15 protein-coding genes are annotated in these 20,107 nt (G+C 68.6%); 8 read left to right on the forward strand and 7 right to left on the reverse strand.

Annotated elements, in window-relative coordinates; all coding sequences use genetic code 11:
* Positions 1-32: 32 nt before the first annotated feature.
* A complete protein-coding gene (locus tag QLQ15_RS16450; RefSeq protein ID WP_283213821.1) occupies positions 33-2,195 on the reverse strand; it encodes a winged helix-turn-helix domain-containing protein in 2,163 nt (720 codons plus the stop codon).
* A gap of 142 nt (positions 2,196-2,337) precedes the next feature.
* Here QLQ15_RS16450 and QLQ15_RS16455 point away from each other — a divergent pair, with 142 nt between their 5' ends.
* From QLQ15_RS16455 to dnaE, 3 genes are all read left to right on the forward strand, one after another.
* Positions 2,338-2,976, forward strand: coding sequence for a DUF1232 domain-containing protein (locus QLQ15_RS16455; protein WP_283213822.1), 639 nt, complete (start codon positions 2,338-2,340; stop codon positions 2,974-2,976).
* Between the two features lie 288 nt (positions 2,977-3,264).
* Positions 3,265-3,888, forward strand: coding sequence for a hypothetical protein (locus QLQ15_RS16460; RefSeq protein WP_283213823.1), 624 nt, complete (start codon positions 3,265-3,267; stop codon positions 3,886-3,888).
* Between the two features lie 128 nt (positions 3,889-4,016).
* Positions 4,017-7,541 (forward strand): DNA polymerase III subunit alpha, encoded by a 3,525-nt coding sequence (gene dnaE / locus QLQ15_RS16465; protein ID WP_283213824.1) that lies wholly within the window; start codon positions 4,017-4,019, stop codon positions 7,539-7,541.
* Between the two features lie 69 nt (positions 7,542-7,610).
* On the opposite strand, the gene QLQ15_RS16470 is transcribed toward dnaE, so the two are convergent.
* Positions 7,611-10,070: a glycoside hydrolase family 31 protein gene (locus QLQ15_RS16470; RefSeq protein ID WP_283213825.1), complete on the reverse strand. Its 2,460-nt coding sequence runs from the start codon at positions 10,068-10,070 to the stop codon at positions 7,611-7,613.
* Positions 10,071-10,249: 179 nt separating this feature from the next.
* Here QLQ15_RS16470 and QLQ15_RS16475 point away from each other — a divergent pair, with 179 nt between their 5' ends.
* Positions 10,250-11,209 carry an acetyl-CoA carboxylase carboxyltransferase subunit alpha gene (locus QLQ15_RS16475; RefSeq protein WP_283213826.1) on the forward strand — a complete coding sequence of 320 codons (960 nt, stop codon included), beginning with the start codon at positions 10,250-10,252 and terminating at the stop codon, positions 11,207-11,209.
* 507 nt (positions 11,210-11,716) lie between these two features.
* Here the strand turns inward: QLQ15_RS16475 and QLQ15_RS16480 are convergent.
* Positions 11,717-12,778 carry an NADH:flavin oxidoreductase/NADH oxidase gene (locus QLQ15_RS16480; RefSeq protein ID WP_283213827.1) on the reverse strand — a complete coding sequence of 354 codons (1,062 nt, stop codon included), beginning with the start codon at positions 12,776-12,778 and terminating at the stop codon, positions 11,717-11,719.
* Between the two features lie 116 nt (positions 12,779-12,894).
* Between QLQ15_RS16480 and tilS the strand changes: the two genes are divergently transcribed.
* From tilS to QLQ15_RS16495, 3 genes are read left to right on the forward strand one after another with little or no spacing between them, the layout of a single operon-like run.
* Complete coding sequence (gene tilS, locus QLQ15_RS16485) at positions 12,895-14,211, forward strand: tRNA lysidine(34) synthetase TilS (RefSeq protein WP_283213828.1); 1,317 nt, start codon at positions 12,895-12,897, stop codon at positions 14,209-14,211.
* 31 nt (positions 14,212-14,242) lie between these two features.
* Positions 14,243-14,527 (forward strand): exodeoxyribonuclease VII small subunit, encoded by a 285-nt coding sequence (locus tag QLQ15_RS16490; protein WP_283213829.1) that lies wholly within the window; start codon positions 14,243-14,245, stop codon positions 14,525-14,527.
* Positions 14,520-15,395: a polyprenyl synthetase family protein gene (locus QLQ15_RS16495; RefSeq protein WP_283213830.1), complete on the forward strand. Its 876-nt coding sequence runs from the start codon at positions 14,520-14,522 to the stop codon at positions 15,393-15,395. The genes QLQ15_RS16490 and QLQ15_RS16495 overlap by 8 nt, the downstream gene beginning before the upstream one ends.
* 27 nt (positions 15,396-15,422) lie before the next feature.
* Here the strand turns inward: QLQ15_RS16495 and QLQ15_RS16500 are convergent, their stop codons facing one another.
* The 3 genes from QLQ15_RS16500 to pmbA form a co-directional block, all read right to left on the reverse strand.
* Complete coding sequence (locus QLQ15_RS16500; protein WP_283213831.1) at positions 15,423-15,758, reverse strand: hypothetical protein; 336 nt, start codon at positions 15,756-15,758, stop codon at positions 15,423-15,425.
* 14 nt (positions 15,759-15,772) lie between these two features.
* Positions 15,773-16,216 (reverse strand): DUF4870 domain-containing protein, encoded by a 444-nt coding sequence (locus QLQ15_RS16505; protein WP_283213832.1) that lies wholly within the window; start codon positions 16,214-16,216, stop codon positions 15,773-15,775.
* A gap of 77 nt (positions 16,217-16,293) precedes the next feature.
* On the reverse strand, positions 16,294-17,679 hold the full coding sequence (pmbA, locus tag QLQ15_RS16510; RefSeq protein ID WP_432277829.1) for a metalloprotease PmbA: 1,386 nt from the start codon (positions 17,677-17,679) through the stop codon (positions 16,294-16,296).
* Between the two features lie 109 nt (positions 17,680-17,788).
* On the opposite strand from pmbA, the gene yjgA reads away from it, so the two are divergent.
* On the forward strand, positions 17,789-18,352 hold the full coding sequence (gene yjgA, locus QLQ15_RS16515) for a ribosome biogenesis factor YjgA (RefSeq protein WP_283213833.1): 564 nt from the start codon (positions 17,789-17,791) through the stop codon (positions 18,350-18,352).
* A gap of 191 nt (positions 18,353-18,543) precedes the next feature.
* Here the strand turns inward: yjgA and tldD are convergent, their stop codons facing one another.
* The gene (gene tldD, locus QLQ15_RS16520; protein ID WP_283213834.1) at positions 18,544-19,986 is read right to left on the reverse strand and encodes a metalloprotease TldD; all 1,443 of its coding nucleotides are present in this window, start codon (positions 19,984-19,986) and stop codon (positions 18,544-18,546) included.
* Positions 19,987-20,107: the final 121 nt, after the last annotated feature.

Raw genomic sequence — 20,107 nt, forward strand, 5'->3', positions numbered from 1 at the left:
ACCAGCGGCGGACGGACGCTTTGAACGCGCTGTTACTGCCGGGCCAGTCCGGCGCGACGCAGCACGTAATTGGTATCGATCAACGCGGCGCCGATGCCGTTCGCGCGCGCGGTTTCCACGCAGCGGCGCGCGTTCTCGCGGTCGCCAAGCGCGGTCCATGTCTGCGCGTTGAGCAACGCGACCTCGCCCTTCGCCGTGCCGAGCGATTCGGCGCGGCGCATCAGGTTCTGCACGTCGTCGCGTTCGTCCAGGTTGGTGAGGTACCAGGCCAGCGCAGCGATGGCCTTGGCGTCGTCGTGGCGGACCGCCGTGTAGCGACGTGCGCGCGTAGCGGCCTCGCGGAAGGCGTCGCGCGCATTGCCGGCCGACGGATCGGCAATGAGCGCATCGCCGAGATAGCCCCAGGGATAGAAGTCGCCCGGATCCAGTTGCGTGGCCTGCCGGTACATCGCCGCCGCCGCGGCGTAGTCGCCCGTCTGGTACTTCAGCGTGGCGAGGTTGGCCGTCGCCGCATAGTTGGGCTCCAGCGCGTTGGATTGCTGCAGCGCCTTCTCCGATTCGGCGGTATCGCCGTTGGTGAGGTGATAGAAGCCCAGCGCGGCCCACAGCACCGAGCGCTCCGGTCGCAGTTCGAGCGCACGCTTGGACGACTCGATCGCGGCCGGCAGGTCGTCGTTCTGGTACTGCTCCCAGGCCATCGTGCTCCACGCGTACGCGTTGCCCGGGCTGACCTGCAACGCCTTGCCGAACAGCTCGATGGCGCGCTCGTGATGGCCCTGCACGGATTCGAGCTCGGCCAACCCCACGATGGCGTTGGAGGCGACCTCCGGGTCGTCCTTGGCGCTGGTGTAGAACTCGCGCGCGCGACGCAACTCGCCGCGCACGCGGTACAGGTCGCCCAGGGCGAGCTTCACCGTGCCCATCGTCGGGTCCATCTTCTGCGCGCGTTCGCAGGCCAGGCGCGCGTTGTCGAACGCATCGGCGCCCCGCATCGCTTCGAACCGGTCGATCTCGGCCTGGCAGATGCCCGCCTGCGCGCGCGCGAAGCTGCTGTCGCCATCCAGCGCGGTGCGGAACGAAGCGATGGCGTTGTCCGACTCGCCCACGAGCAGCGACTGCACGCCTCGCAGATAAGCGTCGAATGCCGCCACGTTCTGCGTGGGGTGCAGGCGCCGGCGCAGGCCTTCGCCGGAGTCAGGCAGCACACCGATCAGCGCGGTCACGACCTGCTGGGCGATGTCGCTCTGCGTGGCGAACACATCGGCGACGTCGTGCTCGTAGGTACGGCTCCACAGCGTGTAGCCGGTGCGTGTGTCCGACAGTCGCGCACTGATGCGCACGCGGTCGTGGTCGCGGCGCACGCTCGCGTCGAGCACCGTCGCCACGCCCAGGCGCTCGCCCATCGTCTTCGCGTCGGCACCCTTCACGGCATCGGGCGGCAACCACGTCGCGACCTTCAGGCCGTGCACGCCAGCCAGGGCCGAGTGCATTTCCGTGGCCAGGCCTTCGGCGAAGTAGCGGTCGTCGGTGCGGTCGCTGAGCGTTGTGAACGGAAGCACGGCGATCGACGGCTCGGCCGCGTGCAATGCCCCGCCCCGCCATTGCGGCAGCCAGGTCGCCACCGCCGCGGCCACCAATACCCCCGCGGCGAGCAGCCACGGCCATCGGCGGGCATGGCGCGCGACCTCGGCGTGGAGCCGCTCGCTGGCGGCGGCCTCGGCGGCGGCGTGAGGGTGAATCTCCGGCGTTTCCGGCACGGGTGCGGAGACGGTCGTCGCCTGGGGCCGTGCGATCGCCGGGGCAGACGGCACGGCCCCGGACCCGGCTTCCTCCGGCGGCGCTTCGTCTGCCAGCAGCTCGCCGATGAACCGGTAGCCCAGCGCGTGCTGGGTCTGGATGTAGCGCGGATGGTGCGAGTCGTCCCCCAGGGCGCTGCGCAGCTGGGCGATGACCCGGGTCAGCACGCCCGGGGTGACGTGCCGATGGCCCCAGACCTGGTCGAGCAGGTCGTCCCGACCGACCAGCTCACCGGCCCGGCGCAGCAGGATCAACAGGACCGAGAAGGCCTTGGGCTCCACCGTCTGCGGGACACCGGCGCGCAGCAGGACATGCGCCGTGGCGTCCACGACGATGTCATCGAAACGGTAGCTCTCGGCCGTAGGCCCGCCTTGGCCTGCCGTCCTGAGGGTGTCCATCGGCAAAACCTCATGGCGACCTCATCAACCTGAGCGGACGATGAGGAAAGGCGCGCCCGGCCATCATGACTCAAGCCCGGGGGCGGTGGAACCTGTCTGGGCGCCGGAAAAAACGGTGCCAGACCCTTCCCCGGAGACCGTCATGAACGCCCTTTTCTCTTCCTCCAACCCGCTGCCGTCCATCCTGGCCAAGCCCTTCGAAGGCCCCGCCCGCCGCCGTTGCATCAACGGCTTCCAGCTGGACACCGCCGAAGTGGACCGCTTCAACGCCTTCCTGGCCCGGGTCGGTGGCCATGAGCTGGAAACCGACCAGCTCGCCTCGGCCGCCCGCGAACTGTGCCGTCCGGGCCGCCCGGACACGTCGCCGCCGTGCATCCGCCAGCGCCTGCGCTGGATCGCCGCCGTGGAACAGCTGCTCGGCGACCGCCAGTGGCAGCCGGCCAACGAAGCCACCGAGACCGCCGCGGCCATCGTCGACTACGCCCGCAGCCGCGACGACCTGATCCCCGACTGGCTGCCGATGGTCGGTCGCCTGGACGATGCGATCGTGGTCGAGGCCGCCTGGCCGGTGCTGGCCGCCGAGGTGGACGACTACCTCGACTACTGCCGCGTGCGCAGTCAGGAAGCCCGCATGCGCGGTCACCGCCCGTCGGACTACAGCTTCAACCGGGCCGACTACGAGCAGGTCCGTTTCGAAGCGGCGGTGCTGGCCGAACACGAGCGCCGTATCCGCGAGAGCAGCTACCTGTCGTCCTCGCCCGCGATGTTCCGGGTGCATTGAGCGGTTCGATTCGCCCATCGCGGTGCGGCGCACACACCGCCGCACCGCACGAAGAAAGGGCCGCCATCGCGCGGCCCTTTCGCTTCGTGAGGGTCTGATGGCCAGCCGCCGCGGCGCCAGGGAATGACCAAAGATCCGCTCGGCCTCCCTTGCGCACCTGAACGCGGCGCATGCACGGGACATGTACCGGGCGTGGCGCATCATCAGGGAATCCGAAAAGGGCTCGCGCGGCACCGCCGGCCGCCGCGTGCGTCGCGACCGCGGCCGGAAGCGAGGTGCGTCATGCGCATGTTCCATCCCACCCCGACTGCGCAGCCCCTGCCCTTCGATCACCTGTACAGCGGCATGGCGGCGCCCGACCTCGAGGCGATTCCGCTGTCCGATCGCGCGGTCGTTCAGTTCGACCAGCTGTTGCACGAGATCCATGCCGACGCGCCGCGCGTGAACAACGATCGGCTGCAGCAGCTGGCGTCCTGGCTGATCCGCCAGCCCACCGACGATGCGCACCAGGTCATCGACTCGCGCCTGCAGCGCGTGCACGAACTGCGCGCGATGCTCGCCGACCCGGACTGGGACGTGCACGACGCGGTGCGCGCACGCATCGACAGACTGCTGGCCTACATCGACCGCGAGGACGACCTGATCGCCGATCGCACGCCCCTGCTGGGCCAGCTCGACGACGTGCTGCTGATCGAACTGGCCTGGCCCGCGTTCGCGGAGGACGTCGAGGATTACCGCGACTACTGCGCGTACCGCCGCCTGGCCCACCCCACCGGCGACCCGCCGGAGCGTCGTGCCGCGTGGGTGCGCGATCGCATGGACGAACTGGCGCTGTGGCAGCACCTGCTGTGGGTGCGCGAACAGCATTACGCGCCGTGGAACCTGCCGACACGACTGTTCCAGGTGTCGTGATCCGCAGGCTGGGGAAGACGGGCTGGTCACTTGAGGATGAATGCCGCAAGCCCCCAGCCCCCGCCCCCAATCCCCTGCAAATAACAAGACTTCGCCGCCACCCGCCGGGCTGCTAACCTGCGTCCGGCATGCCAGCAGTTCCCTTCGTCCACCTCCATCTCCACAGCGAATATTCGCTCGCCGACTCGACGATCCGTATCGGCGAGATGGTCAAGCGCTGCGTCAAGCTCGGCCAGCCGGCCGTGGCGTTGACCGACGTGGACAACCTGTTCGCCGCGGTGAAGTTCTACAAGGCGGCCGAGGGCGCGGGACTGAAGCCGATCCTCGGCGCCGACGTCGGCCTGGCCGACGGCAACGAAGCCGCCTCGCGCATGACCCTGCTGTGCCGCGACCGCACCGGCTACCTCACGCTGTCGCGCCTGCTGTCGCGCGCTTGGATGGAGGGCCACCGCACCGACGGCGTCGCCCTGCGCCCGGAATGGCTGCGCGAGGACAACACCGGGCTGTTCGCGCTGGCCGGCCGCGGCAGCCTCGCCGGGCGCCTGGCCATGGGCCACCGCCACGAGCTGGCCGAAGCATGGCTGATGGACTGGCGCAGCGTGTTCGGCGAACGCCTGCATCTGGAACTCACCCGCACCGGCCGCGACGGTGAGGACGTCTTCAACGCCTTCGCGCTGCACGCTTCGGCCGCGCGTTCGCTGCCGCTCATCGCCAGCAACGACGTGCGCTTCCTCGATGCCGAAGGCTTCGACGCGCACGAGGCGCGCGTATGCATCGCCTCGGGCCGCGTGCTCGACGACCCCAAGCGCCCGAAGGACTACAGCGCCGAGCAGTACCTGAAGTCCTCCGAGGACATGCAGGCACTGTTCGCCGACGTGCCCGACGCGATCGACAACGCATTCGCGCTGGCCATGCGTTGCAACGTCGAGATGAAGCTCGGCGAATACGCGCTGCCCGCGTTCCCGGTGCCCAGCGAACACACCATCGAAAGCTGGCTGCGCGGCACGGCACGCGACGGCCTGGCCAAGCGCCTCGAGAAGAACCCGCTCGCCCCCGACAAGACGCGCGAGGACTACGACGCGCGCCTGGACGTGGAACTGGACGTCATCATCAAGATGGGGTTCCCCGGTTACTTCCTGATCGTGGCGGACTTCATCAACTGGGCCAAGGACCACGACATCCCGGTCGGTCCGGGGCGTGGTTCCGGTGCCGGTTCACTGGTCGCGTGGGCACTGGGCATCACGGACCTGGATCCGTTGCCCTACGACCTGCTGTTCGAGCGGTTCCTCAACCCCGAACGCGTGTCGATGCCCGACTTCGACATCGACTTCTGCATGGACCGCCGCGACGAGGTCATCGACTACGTCGCGCGCAAGTACGGCCGCGACCGCGTCTCGCAGATCATCACCTACGGCACCATGGCCGCGAAGGCCGTGGTGCGCGACTCCGGCCGCGTGCTGGGGCACCCGTACGGTTTCGTCGACGGCATCGCCAAGCTCATCCCGAACACGCTGGGCATCAGCCTGGACGATGCGATGGGCGAGTCGGAGGCCTCGAAACAGGACAACACGCTCACCTCGCCCGACCTCATCCAGCGCTACCACAGCGAAGAAGACGTGCGCGACCTGGTGGACCTGGCGCGCAGTCTGGAAGACCTCACGCGCAACGCCGGCAAGCACGCCGGCGGCGTGGTGATCGCGCCCAGTCCGCTCAGCGACTTCTGCCCGCTGTTCGCCGAACACGACGGCGAAGGCCGCGGCAAGAATCCGGTCACGCAGTTCGACAAGGACGACGTCGAAGCCGTCGGCCTGGTGAAGTTCGACTTCCTGGGCCTGCGCACGCTCACGATCATCGACTGGGCGGTCAAGGCCATCAACAAGCGGCGCCATGCCGAGGGCCAGGCACCGCTCGACATCGCCGCGCTGGAACTGGACGACAAGGCCAGCTACGAGCTGTTCGCGCGCGGCGACACGGTCGCGGTGTTCCAGTTCGAATCGCGCGGCATGCGCGAGCTGCTCAAGCGCGCAAAACCCGACACCTTCGAGGACATCATCGCGCTCGCCGCGCTGTTCCGTCCCGGCCCGCTGGGCTCGGGGATGGACCGCGAATGGGTGGACCGCAAGCACGGCCATACCGAAGTCACGTATCCGCATCCGTCACTGGAACCGGTGCTGTCGCCGACCTACGGCGTCATCGTCTACCAGGAACAGGTGATGCAGATCGCGCAGGTGTTGGCGGGCTACACGCTCGGCGGCGCCGACATGCTGCGTCGCGCGATGGGCAAGAAGAAGCCCGAGGAGATGGCGAAGGAACGCGCCAAGTTCGAGACCGGCTGCGCCGAGCGCGGCATCGATGCGAGGCAGGCCTCGCCGATCTTCGACCTGATGGAGAAGTTCGCCGAGTACGGCTTCAACAAGTCGCACTCGGCCGCCTACGCCCTGGTCGCGTACCAGACGGCGTGGTTGAAGGTGCACTACCCGTCCGAGTTCATGGCTGCGGTGCTGTCCTCGGACATGGACAACACCGACAAGGTGACCAGCTTCCTCGACGAATGCCGCGTGATGGGCCTGACCGTGCTGCGTCCGGACGTGGACGAGTCGGCGTACATGTTCGAAGCCAAGGACGCGAACACGATCCGCTACGGCATCGGCGCGGTGAAGGGCGTCGGTCGCGGCGCCTGCGAGGCGATCGTCGAGGCGCGACGCGCAGGCCCGTTCGAAGACCTGCTGGATTTCTGCAAGCGCGTGGACAGCGGCAAGCTCAACCGTCGCGCGATGGAAGCGCTGACGCAGGCCGGCGCGCTCGACAAGCTGGGGAAGAACCGCGCCAGCCTGATGCTGCAGCTGCCGGAAGTGCTCAAGGCGACCGACCAGCTGGCCAAGGAGCGCGAAGCCGGACAGGTCTCGCTGTTCGGCAGCTTCGAAACCGCCGCGCCCGCGCTGCACCTGGACCTGCCCGAAACCGACGAGTGGCCGCTCACGCAGATCCTGCACGGCGAGCGCGAAACGCTGGGGCATTACCTCAGCGGCCATCCGTTCGACCCCTATCGCGACGAAGTGCGCGGGCTGATCGGCAACGACCTCGGCGCCCTGGAGAAGATCTGGGAGAACCGCCCAGAGCAGCGCGGCAGCTGGCGACAGGAAGTGGAGACGGTCGTCGCCGGTCTCGTCGTTGGCCTGCGCAAGAAGGGCGACAGCCAGATGTTCGTGCAGATCGAGGACGGCCGCGGCCGCATCGAATGCGCCTTCTTCGCCGAGACCTACAGCGACTACGCGCCGTTGCTGTCGCGCGACCGGTTGCTGGTGATCCAGGGCGGCCTGCGAGAGGACAGTTTCAGCGGCGGTTTCGCCCTGCGCGCATCGCGCTGCTGGAGCTTCGAGCAGATCTGCGAGAAGCATGCACAGCGCCTGTCACTGCGCCTGGACCTGCGCGAACCGGGAACGATGCAGCGCGTCGATGCGCTGCTGGCCACGCATCGCCCCGGACCCACGCCCATCCGCATGGATCTGCTGGTGAAACACGGCGCCGCAGGTTCGCTCGACCTCAACGGCACCCAGTCGATCCGCGCAGACGCGGACCTGCCCTCACGCCTGCGCGCGATGCCCGGCGTGCGCGCGGTGAAGCTGGCGCTGACCAAGCCCTGGGCGAACTGAGCGCATCTGCCGTTCCTTCTCCCCTGGCGGGAGAAGGTGGCGCGAAGCGTCGGAAGCGGGGGGGCGACGTCAGTCGCGCAGTTCCGCCCGCCAGTTGCGCCGCGCGTCCGCCACGTTGAACACCACCGTTCCCGCCTTGGCGTCGTAACGCCAGCCCTTCGCCTCGATGCCGTCCACCGCCACCGACGCCGGCTTGCGCAATACCCCGAACACCGTCACCTGCGCCTGGTTCCACCACGGCGCGAAGCCATCGTGTTCGATGTGCGATGCGATGGTCGTCGCCGGGCCGACCGATTCGCAGGCATACGAAACGCGCAGATACGCACCATCGCGGTAAGCGAAGCTCTCACCGTCGTCCTGGTACAGCGCGCCGCCGCATTCGGCCTTCGCTTCGGAGGAAGGCAGGTACACCTGCAGCTGCAGCGGCCCCTTCGGCGATTCGCCGGTGTGCTGCACCAGCGGCTGCATCGGCACGATCGCGCCGGCGCGCGCGTAGACGGGCACGGCTACCGGACGGGGATCGAAGCGGAACGGTTCCTTCCCCGCGACGTCACGCTGCGATGTACCGAACGCGTACCACTCGCCGGGCGGCAACGTGACTGCGTGCGCATCCAGCCGTTCATCGACGACAGGGGCCACGAACAGGTCCGCGCCGAACAGGAAGTCGCGATCGTTGCCGTAGGACGCCTGTGCCTGCGGGTATTGCAGGAACACCGGGCGCATGATCGGCAATCCCGTGCGTGCGTTTTCCTCGGCGGCGGTGTACAGGTAGGGCAACAGGCGATAACGCTGCTCGATCGCCGCGCGCCGCAGCGCTTCCTGTTCCGGCCCGTCCACCCATGCTTCGTGCGGACGCGTGTCGGTGGCGGCGTGGTTGCGGAACACCGGGTTGAACGCGCCCAACTGGAACCAGCGCGTCAGCAGATCCGGCGGCGGCGAACCGATGAAACCGCCGATGTCGTCGCCCGCCAGCGCGACGCCGGACAGCCCCAGGCTCAGCAGGTTCGGCGTGCTCTGCGCGAGGTGGTGCCAACTGGCGGTGTTGTCGCCGGTCCAGGTCGCCGCATACCGCTGCGCACCCGCGTAGGCCGCGCGCGTGAGCACGAACGGACGCTGCGACGGCTGCAATGCCAGCAGGCCTTCGTAGGTCGCACGCGCGTTGAGCATGCCGTAGACGTTGTGGATCGCGCGGTGGTCGCGCGTGGTGCCGTCGTCCATGCGATGCACGGCATCCAGCGACATCGTGTTGCCGGGCACGTTGAACACCGACGGCTCGTTCATGTCGTTCCAGTAGCCGGCCGCGCCCATCGCCGCGAAGTCGCGGTACAGCGCGCCCCACCAGTCGCGCACGCGCGACAGGGTAAAGTCCGGGAACACCGCATCGCCCGGCCACACCGGCCCGATGTACAGCGAGCCATCGGGATTGCGGATGAACACATCGGCGGCCATGCCGGAGTCGAACGGCGCATAGCCCTTGCCGGGATCGTGCTTGATGTGCAGGTCGGTGATGAGCACCGTGCGCAGACCCTGCGCGCGCAGGTCGGCGATCATCTGCTCGAAATGCGGGAACTGCGCACGATCGATGGTGAAGGGCGCGTAGCCCTGCTGGTAGTCGATGTCGAGGTAGATCGCGTCGCTGGGAATGCGCTGTTTGCGCAGCATCGCGGCGACTTCCCGCACCTTCGCTTCCGGGTTGTAGGTGTAGCGCGACTGCTGGAAGCCCAGCGTCCACAACGGCGGCAGCGGCGTGCGCCCCGTCAGCGCGGTGTAGCGCTCGACCACCTGTGCCGGCTTCGGACCGGCGATGAAGTAGTAGTCCAGTGCACCGCCGTCCGCGCCGAACGACAGCGTGGCGTCGGTTTCCTTTCCGAAATCGAAACTGCTGCGGTGCGTGTTGTCGAAGAACACGCCGTATGCGACACCGCCGCGCAGGCCGATGAAGAACGGGATCGACTTGTACAGCGGATCGCTGGTGCCCTGCCATCCGTACGATTCGGTGTTCCACATCGCGAAGGCGCGACCGCGACGGTCCAGCGGGCCGGCCTTGTCGCCCAGGCCGTAGTAGTGCTCATCGGTCGGCATCGATTTCCAGACGCGCACGCGCGTGTCGTGCTCGCCTGGCAGCCAGGCCATCGGCAGCGAAGCGTCGTCCGCAAGGAGTACCCGGCCGTCGTCGTCGACGAAATCCACCCGCAGCGGCGAGCGGTGCACGACGGCGGTGAGGCGGTCGCCGTGCACGCGGACCGCGTCACGGGTTTCCTCGATGGTCACGCTCGACGGCCCGGCACCCTGCACGACCGCCCATAAGGCGTCGCCATCGAGCCTTCCGTCCGGCGCCAGCCGGACACGGAACACGCCATCCGCGTGGACACTTACCTGCACTCGAGCGGGGCCGCTGCGGACGATGACGCCGTCCGGGCGGCGCTCGATCCGGTCCGCATCGCCCAGATGGCGCCAGCCGGCGGCACTTGCCGGCCCCACGACCGCGAACAGCAGCGCGACGACCCGCGCCCACCCCATGACCTTCATCCCCATCCCCTTCCGATCCGTGTCCGGATTCAAGCACGGGGGCGGCGGGACGGCCCGATGAAGTCGTTTTCAATGGCCGCCGGCAGCAGGTGTTGTGGATTCCATACTGCAAACACACCTCTCGGTACGGTCACCCGGCGTCGGCTAGACTGTCCCACTTTCCGGCCACCGGCCCGAGCATGAACCCGAATTACCTCGACTTCGAGCAGCCCATCGCCGACCTGGAAGCCAAGATCCAGGAACTGCGCCATGCCAGCAACGGCCCGGCCGTGGACGTGGACGCCGAAGTGCATGCCCTGCAGGACAAGCTGCGCCTGCGCACCGCGCAGATCTTCCGCGACCTCAGCCCGTGGCAGGTCTCGCAGCTGGCCCGCCACCCGGCGCGCCCGTACACCAACGACTACATCCGCGTGATATGCGACGAGTTCCAGGAACTCGCCGGCGATCGCGCCTACGCCGACGACGCCGCCATCGTGGGTGGCCTGGGCCGCATCAACGGCCGCAGCGTGGTGATCATCGGCCACCAGAAAGGCCGCGACACCAAGAGCAAGATCAAGCGCAACTTCGGCATGCCGCGTCCGGAGGGCTATCGCAAGGCGCTGCGCCTGATGAAGCTGGCCGAGCGCTTCAAGCTGCCGCTGCTGACCTTCATCGACACTCCGGGCGCCTACCCCGGCGTGGGCGCGGAAGAACGCGGCCAGTCCGAAGCCATCGCCCGCAACCTGCTGGAGATGAGCGAGCTGAAGGTGCCGGTGATCTGCACCGTGATCGGCGAAGGCGGCTCCGGCGGCGCGCTCGCCATCGGCGTGGGCGATCGCACGATGATGCTGGAATACAGCACCTACTCGGTGATCTCTCCGGAAGGCTGCGCGTCGATCCTGTGGAAGGACGCCGCCAAGGCCAAGGACGCCGCCGAGCAGCTGGGCCTCACGGCCAAGCGCCTGCTGGGCCTGGGCCTGATCGACAAGATCGTGCGCGAGCCCATCGGCGGCGCGCATCGCAACCCGAAGCAGATGGCCACGCGCCTGAAGGCCGTGCTGCTCAACGAACTCGACGCGCTGGAGCAGTTGCCGGTCGAGGACCTGCTGGATCGCCGTTACAAGCGGCTGCGCAGCTACGGGGCGTACGAGGCGGCGTGACGATGATGAGGCTCGCCCTCATCGCGAGCCTCATGCTCATTCCGAGCATTGCACAGGCCTGCACCTGTCCAGCCGGAACGGATGCCTGGTGGAAGCAGGCAGCCGACGTCGCGCTGATACGCGTGGAAAGCGTGGGTTGGCAAACTGAAGATCCGATGTCGCGGAGACAATGTTCCGTCGGACCGATGGCGTCGCGGTGCTACCCAAAACAGGTCGCCCGCTTCACGCAGATCGAGGCGTTCAAGGGGTCGGTCAACCGCGTGCCGACCGTGGCTTCCGGTTATGGCGGCGGAGACTGCGGGATTCCGCTGGTCGCCGGCGCGCACTACGTGGTGTTCCTGGATAAGGGCGACAGCAACATAGGCATCTGCAACGCCGCGGCCCCCCTATGTCTACCTGAAGCACGCGGAACCGTTCCTGCAGTCGCTGCGCAATATCGCGCGCGATCCCAAGGCCAAGATCGCTCCGCGCCCGCCGCGTCAGCCTCTATAACCGACGTACGGCGCTTCACCACGCCCGCAGATACTGCTCCGGCGCATGCAGCTCGCCTGACAGCTCCTTCGCCGCGCGCCGCGGGAAATACGGATCGCGCAGCAGTTCGCGGGCGATGAGCACCACGTCGGCATCGCCGTTCTCCACGATGGACCCGGCATGGTCCGATTTCGTGATCAGGCCCACCGCACCCGTCGCGATGCCGGCCTCGTGCCGGATGCGCGAGGCGAACGGCACCTGGTAGCCGGGCTCCAGCGGGATCTTCGCGCTGTGCACCAGCCCACCGCTGGACACATCGATCAGGTCGATGCCGCGCGCTTTCACGATGCGCGCCAGCTCGATGCTCTGCCCTACGTCCCAGCCACCCTCGGTCCAGTCGGTCGCCGACACGCGCAGCCACAGCGGCAGGCGCTCCGGCCACACCTTGCGCACGGCGTCGATCACTTCCAGCAACAGACGGATGCGGTTCTCGAACGAACCGCCGTACGCATCGGTGCGATGGTTCGACAGCGGCGAGAGGAACTGGTGCAGCAGGTAACCATGCGCGGCATGGATCTCCGCCAGCTGGAAGCCGGCAGCCTGCGCGCGCCACGCGGCGCAGGCGAAATCGTCGACGACGTTGCGCAGCTCGCCTTGCGTCAGCGCGCGCGGCACCGGCGAGGTTTCGCTGAAGGCGATGGCCGACGGTGCGACAGGCGTCCAGCCGCCGTCTTCCTCCGTCACCGCGATGCTGCCCAACCACGGCGGCGCCACGCTGGCCTTGCGTCCGGCATGGGCCAGCTGGATGCCCGGTACCGCGCCCTGGCAGGCCATGAAACGCGCGATGCGCGACCACGCCTCGGCCTGCCGGTCGTTCCACAGACCCGTATCGGCCGGCGAGATTCGGCCTTCGGCCGAGACGGCGCTGGCTTCGGCGATGATCGCGCCGGCGCCGCCCACGGCGCGGCTGCCCAGATGCACCAGGTGCCAGTCGTTGGGCACGCCGTCGACCGCCGAGTACTGGCACATCGGCGCCACCACGAGGCGGTTGCGCAGGGTCAGCGAGCGTTGCTCGATCGGATCGAAAAGCCGGGCCACGGCGATACTCCTGGAAGGCGGACAGCGGGATGCAGGACAGATGGTGCGTCCGTCCGGCCGCCAGCACAGCCCCATGCATGGGTTGCTGCATTCCACCGCCATGGCACCATCCGTGGATGATCCCGCCGCCGCCCGCCCCGCTCCTGCACGCCCTGCACGACCGCCCTGCGGCGCCGCTGTGCGTGGGCTTCAGCGGCGGGCTGGACTCCACCACGCTGCTGCATCTGCTGGCAGTGCACGGGCGCGAGGGCGGGCTGCGGGCGATCCACGTCCACCACGGCCTCCACGCCGATGCCGATGCATGGACGCAACACTGCGAACGCGTCTGCACAACGCTGAACGTTCCGCTCATGGTCGTCCGCGTCGGGGTGGTTCGCGACGGCCGTGGGCTGGAAGCCGCGGCGCGCGAGGCACGGCATGCCGCGTTCGAATCCACGCTGTTGCCGGGCGAGGTTCTCGCGCTGGCACACCATCGCGACGACCAGGCCGAGACGTTCCTGCTGCGTGCGCTGCGTGCCTCGGGGCCGGACGGCCTGGCGGCGATGCGCCGCTGGCGTGAGTTCGGCCCCGGCCACCTGTGGCGCCCACTGCTCGACACCGCACGGGAAGACCTGCTTGCCTACGCGCACGCGCACGGGCTGGCGTGGATCGACGATCCCAGCAACGAAGACGAAGGCCTGGATCGCAACTTCCTGCGCCACCGCGTCCTGCCATTGCTGCGGGAACGCTGGCCGCAGGCGGAGGCGACCCTGGCACGCTCGGCCGTACTGTGCGCGCAGGCGCACGAACTGCTGGCCGATGAGGACGCGCACGCGTTCGCGCGTGTGGCCACGGCCGATCCGCAGTGCCTCTCCCGTACACGGCTGCGTTCGCTTCCCACGATGCGGCGCGCACGCGTGATCCGGCACTGGATCGCCTCCCTCGGGTTGCCGCCGCTGCCCGCCAACGGCATCGAACGCATCGAAGGCGAACTGCTCGATGCGCGCGAGGATGCCGAGGCGTTGTTCCAGTGGCATGGCGCGGTCGTGCGCAGCTGGCGTGATCTGCTGTGGGCCGGCGGACTGCAGCCCGCATTGCCGGGGGACTGGCGCGTCGAATGGGATGGGACCACGCCACTGGGCCTGCCCCACGGGGGATGGCTGCACCTGGAAGGCGCTCCGCATTTCGACCGCCCGCTGATCGCACACGCGCGCCGCGGTGGCGAACGCATCGTCCTGCCCGGCCGTGCGCATTCGCACACGCTCAAGCACGTCCTGCAGGACCTCGGCGTGCCACCCTGGGAACGCGAGCGCCTCCCCCTGCTGAGCGACACCGACGGCGACGTCCTGGCCATCGGCGACCTGGCCTATGCCGCGTCCTTCGACCGCTGGCTGCGCGGGATCGGCGCCCGACTGCACTGGCAACCGCGGCCGGACGCCCACCACGGCAATTGATTCCGTTCCCTCGCGGCGCCACACTTCGCACATGGCCCGCAAACCCGCCAACGAAGAATCGAACGCCGCATCGCCGGTCAGCGATTTCGAGAAGTCGCTCGATGCGCTGGAGCAACTCGTCGACAAGATGGAACACGGCGAGATGAGCCTGGAAGACTCGCTGGCGGCCTACGAGCGCGGTGTCGGCCTCTACCGCCGCTGCCAGAGCGCGCTGGAAGAAGCCGAACTGCGTGTGCGCCTGCTGACCGATCCGCAGTACCCGGCGAACGCAGAGCCGTTCGCCACGCCCAGCCCGCAGAACGGCCACGATGGCTGACCTCGCCGGCTGGCGCGAACGCGCCGACGCCGCGCTGCAACGCGCACTGCCCGATCCTTCATCGCCGCCGCAACGCCTGCACGCGGCGATGCGCCATGCCGTCCTGCTCGGCGGCAAGCGCATGCGGCCGATGCTGGTGTACGCCGCCGGCGCGCTGTTCGACGTGCGCGCGGACGTGCTGGACGCGCCCGCCGTCGCGGTCGAACTGATCCATGCCTATTCGCTGGTGCACGACGACCTGCCCGCGATGGACGACGACGCCCTGCGTCGCGGTCAGCCGACGGTGCACGTCGCCTTCGACGAAGCCACCGCCATCCTTGCGGGCGATGCATTGCAGTCGCTCGCGTTCGAGGTGCTGGCGAACACGGGCGCCAGTGATTCCATCCGCGTCGAGCTGCTGCGCACGCTGGCCATCGCCTCCGGCGCCGCCGGCATGTGCGGCGGGCAGGCGCTGGACCTGGCGGCGACCGGCAACGGCACCTCGCTTTCCGTTTCGCAGCTGGAAACGCTGCACTCGCTCAAGACCGGGGCGCTCATCCGCGCGTCGGTGCGCATGGGCGCGCTCTGCGGTGGCGCTTCCCCGGACGATCTGGCCCGCCTCGATCGCTACGCGGACGCGCTGGGCCTGGCCTTCCAGGTGCGCGACGACCTGCTCGACATCGAAGGCGACAGCGCCACGCTCGGCAAGACCGCCGGCAAGGACGTGGCGCAGGACAAGGCCACCTTCCCCGCGTTGATCGGACGCGACGCCTCGCGCGCGCGCCTGGACGAACTGCGCGCCGCGATGGCGGATGCGCTGGCCCCGTTCGGCGCGCGTGCCGACGGGCTGGCCGAGCTGGGCAGGATGGCGATCGAACGCGATCGCTGATCGCGCGGCAAGCGACGATCCGCCTTGTCAGGAATACAGCCGGACGCGAGCCTCGCTGCCCAGCAGAGGGCGCAGGGCCGGCAACATGCCGACCTGGCCTAGGTGTTCCAACAGACAGGTGGCGACGGCGTTCTCCGCATCGCCACCTCGCGCCACCTCGCCGTCGATCAAGCCGGCGAGACACCGAAGTTGCTGCACGGAAGGCTTCGCGCCCGACACGAACGGCAGGAACGACTGGTACACCGAATGAAGCGATTCACTCGGCCACGTCGCATCTTCCTGGTCCAGTTGCCATTCGGAACGGAACGCCGGGAATATCGCGCACAGACGCTCCACCAACTCTTGCTGCGGTGAAGCGTCCATGGCCGATGGTCCGGCTACTTCACCAGCCGCCACGAGAACGGATAGCGGTACGCGATGCCGTCATTGGCCTTGATGGCCGCAATGATGGTGAGCACCAGCCAGGCAATGCCGGTGATCAGGAAGCCCGGGACGGCGATGATGATGCCGACGAAGGTGAACACCAGCAGCCACAGCACCACCCAGACGATCGCCACGGTGATATTGAAGTTCAGCGCTTCCTTGGCCTGGTCATCGACGAAGGGCATGCTTTCCTTCTTCACCAGCCAGATGATCAACGGCCCGAGGAACGTGCCCCAGCCACCGATGCCGGAGGTCAGGATCGCACCGAGGATGGCGGCCAGGTGCGCGAACATCGCCCACTGGCGTTCCTGCGCGGCGACGCCGCTTTGATGGTGATCCTGCGGCGGAGGCGGCGGTGGGGCTGCGGGCTGGCCCGGATCGACGGGGTTCTCGCTCATACGGCAATGCTCCATGGAGGTCCAGGAGCACTTTCCGCCCGGCGCAATGACAGGTCAAGCGCGTGGCGCTGGCGCGGTCACTCGCCCGTCTCGCCCGCCACGGTCATGCGGCCGACCAGGATCGAACCGGTCCGCACGTGCGAGCGTAGGTCCACGTCGCTGCCCACGGCTTCGATGGCGGAGAACATGGCCTTGAGGTTGCCCGCGACGGTGATGCCGTCGACCGGGTACTGGATCTGTCCGTTCTCCACCCAGAAGCCGGCGGCGCCGCGCGAATAGTCGCCGGTCACGGTGTTCACGCCCTGCCCCATCAGCTCGGTGACCAGCAGACCGCGGCCCATGCCCTGCAGCATGGCGTCGAAGTCGCCCGCGTTCGCCTCGACCTGCAGGTTGTGCACGCCGCCGGCGTTGGCAGTGGTCGCAAGGCCCAGCTTGCGCGCGGAATAGCTGCCCAGGATGTAGCGCTGCAACACGCCGCCCTTCACCAGCGGGGATTCGCGCGTGGCCACGCCTTCGGCATCGAACGACGCGGAACGGAAACCGCGCGGCAGGAACGGATGCTCGTCGATCGCGAACCAGTCCGGGAACAGCTGCTGGCCGGCGGAGTCGACGAGGAAGCTGGCGCGGCGGTACAGCGCACCGCCCGAGACTGCGCCCAGCAGATGCCCCACCAGCGAACGCGCCATTTCCGAGGCGAACAGCACGGGGTATTCGCCCGTGGCGATCTGCCGCGGCTCCAGTCGCGAGGCCGCACGCTGCGCGGCCTTGCGGCCGACCGTCGCGGCCGATTCCAGATCATCGGCCGACAGACCGAACGTGTACCAGCCGTCGCGCTGCATCGCATCGCCCTGGCCTGCGATCAACGCGCAGCTGAGGCTGTGCTGCGTGCTGCGCTCGCGCCCGACGAACCCGTGCGAGTTGGCGTACACGCTGACGCTCTCGCCGGTGCCCACCGACGCGCCATCGGAATTGGCGATGCGCGAATCGGCTTCGCGACCGGCCTGTTCGCTGGCCAGCGCGAGGTCGATCGCGCGGTCGGCGTCGATCATCCACGGGTGCCATGAATCGAACTCGCGCAGGTCGGTGGCCATCAGATCGGCCTCGGCCAGGCCGGCGGCGGCGTCGTCCTCGGTGTGGCGCGCGATCGCGCAGGCCTGTTCGACCGTGGCGTCCAGGCTGTCTTCACGCAGGTCCGCGGTGCTGGCGCTGCCCTTGCGCTTGCCGAAGTACACCGTGACGGAGATGCCGCGGTCGCGCGTGGACTCAACGGTTTCCACCTCGCCCATGCGGACGTTGACGCTCAGGCCGGAATCCTCGGAGCACGAGACCTCCGCCTGGGTGGCTCCGCGGGCGCGGGCGCTCTCCAGCAGGCGCTGCGAGAGGTCGGCAAGGACGTCCAGGCGCGCCTGGCTGTCGCCGAGGGAGGCCGCGTAGGCCGGCAGCGGGGATGCGATCACGTTCAATGGCTTATCCTTTCACTTGCGATCCCGCAGCCGCGGGACGGTATTTGACAGCGTAGGCGCTCCGGGCCCGGCCCCGCCGCGTGCGCGACGATCCATGGAACATCGAAGCATGCGTGGCAGAGACGAAGAATCCGGCGAGTTTTTCAGCCCCAGCCGCAGCCAGAACCGGCGCGACGCGCTGGAGGTGCTGGCGCTCGGCGAGAAGCTGGTGGCGTTGACCGAGGCGCAGCTGGCGAAGCTGCCGATCCCCGATTCGCTGCTCCCGCACATCCGCGATTGCAGGCGCATCACCGCGCACATCGCGCACAAGCGCCAGCTGGCGTACCTGGCCAAGCAGATGCGCCGCGAGGACGACGACGTGCTCGACGCGATCCGCGACGCGCTCGACGAGGACGGCGAAGCGGCGCGGCGCGAGGTCGCGGCGATGCATCGCGTCGAAGCGTGGCGTGAACGCCTGCTCGCCGACGGCGACGCCGCGCTGGCGCAGCTGCTCGACGAATACCCTACGGCCGACCGCCAGCACCTGCGCGCCCTGGTGCGCGGCGCGGTGGACGAGCGCAACAAGAACAAGCCGCCGCGGCAGTTCCGCGAGCTGTACCGCGAACTGCGCGAGTTGATCGTGGGTGGAAGCGCGGGCACTGACGAGGAAGACGCGGACAACGTCGAGGATTGAGGGCGATACGGCGCCATCGCTCTTGACCGTTCGCCCTGAGCGTAGCGGCGAAGCCGCGAAGTCGAAGGGGTGAAAGACCCGGAACATCGCCGCGGCGACATCGCTCCTCCGTTCTTCCTTCGACTTCGCTGCGCTGTTCTCAGGACGAACGGTGAAAGTCATCATGGTGCCCGCGCGACGAAGCGCGCCGCTCACGCCTGCGTACCGCCCACCGTCAGCTGGTCGATCAGCAGCGACGGCTGGCCGACGCCCACCGGGACGCTCTGGCCATCCTTGCCGCACACACCGACGCCTTCGTCCAGCGCGAGGTCGTGGCCGATCATCTTCACGCGCTGCATCGTCTCGGGGCCGTTTCCGATCAGCGTGGCACCCTTCACCGGCGCGGTGATCTTTCCGTCCTCGATCAGATACGCCTCGGTCGCGGAGAACACGTACTTGCCGCTGGTGATGTCGACCTGGCCGCCGCCGAAGTTGACCGCGTACAGGCCCTTCTTCACCGAGCGGATCATCTCTTCCGGATCGTGCTGGCCGGCGAGCATGTAGGTGTTGGTCATGCGCGGCATCGGCAGGTGCGCGAACGATTCACGACGACCGTTGCCGGTGGGCGCCATGCCCATCAGGCGCGCGTTGAGCGTGTCCTGCATGTAGCCCACCAGCATGCCATCCTCGATCAGCGTGGTGCAGTGGGTGGGTGTGCCTTCGTCGTCGACGTTGAGCGAACCGCGACGTCCGGCCAGCGTGCCGTCGTCGACGATGGTCACGCCCGGCGAAGCCACGCGCTGGCCGATGCGGCCGGCGTAGGTGGATGTGCCCTTGCGGTTGAAGTCGCCTTCCAGGCCATGGCCCACCGCTTCGTGCAGCAGCACGCCCGGCCAGCCGCTGCCCAGCACCACCGGCATCACGCCGGCCGGTGCGTCGATGGCTTCCAGGTTCACCAGCGCCTGGCGCAGTGCTTCGCGCGCCAGTCTTTCCGGCTTGTCGCCGTCGAGCAGTTCGGCGTAGCTGTAGCGCCCACCGCCGCCGGCGTAGCCGCTCTCGCGGCGACCGTTCTGCTCGACGATGACCTGCACGTTCAGACGCACCAGCGGACGCACGTCGGCGGCAAGCACACCGTCGGTGCGCGCCACCAGCACGGTGTCCACGCCACCGGACAGGCTCACCATCACCTGCTGCACGCGCGGATCGGCCGCGCGCAGCAGCTTGTCGATGCGGCGCAGCGCTTCGACCTTGGCTTCGTTGGCGTAACCGTCGATGGGGTCTTCGGGCGCATAGAGCTCGCGGCCGCCGTTGCGCACCAGTGCGTGCGCGGGGTGCACGGAACCATCGCGCGCGATCGCACGCGCCGACTTCGAGGCCGACAGCAGCGCCTGCGTGTTGATCTCGTCCGAATAGGCGAAGCCCGTCTTCTCGCCGCTGATCGCGCGCACGCCCACGCCCTGCTCGATGGAATGCGCACCGTCCTTGACGATGCCGTCCTCCACCGTCCAGCTCTCGCGGCGCGAATGCTGGAAATACAGGTCGCCGAAATCGACGCCGGGGCCCATCAGGGTGCCGAACGTGCGCTCAAGGCCACCCGCGTCCAGGCCGGCGGGCAGCAGGAGGCGGGTTTCGGCGATCTGGATGGGCAGGGTCATTCGCGGGGTGCTCTCGGGAAAGGGTCGGTGCCGCGCCGGTGGGGCCGGCGGGCGGACGTCCCATGCGGGACGGACGGCAAGTGGCCGTCATCGTGCATGAGATGGTGGCACAAGCGGCGAA

The organism is Lysobacter stagni, from assembly GCF_030053425.1.
Lineage (GTDB): Bacteria > Pseudomonadota > Gammaproteobacteria > Xanthomonadales > Xanthomonadaceae > Lysobacter_J > Lysobacter_J stagni.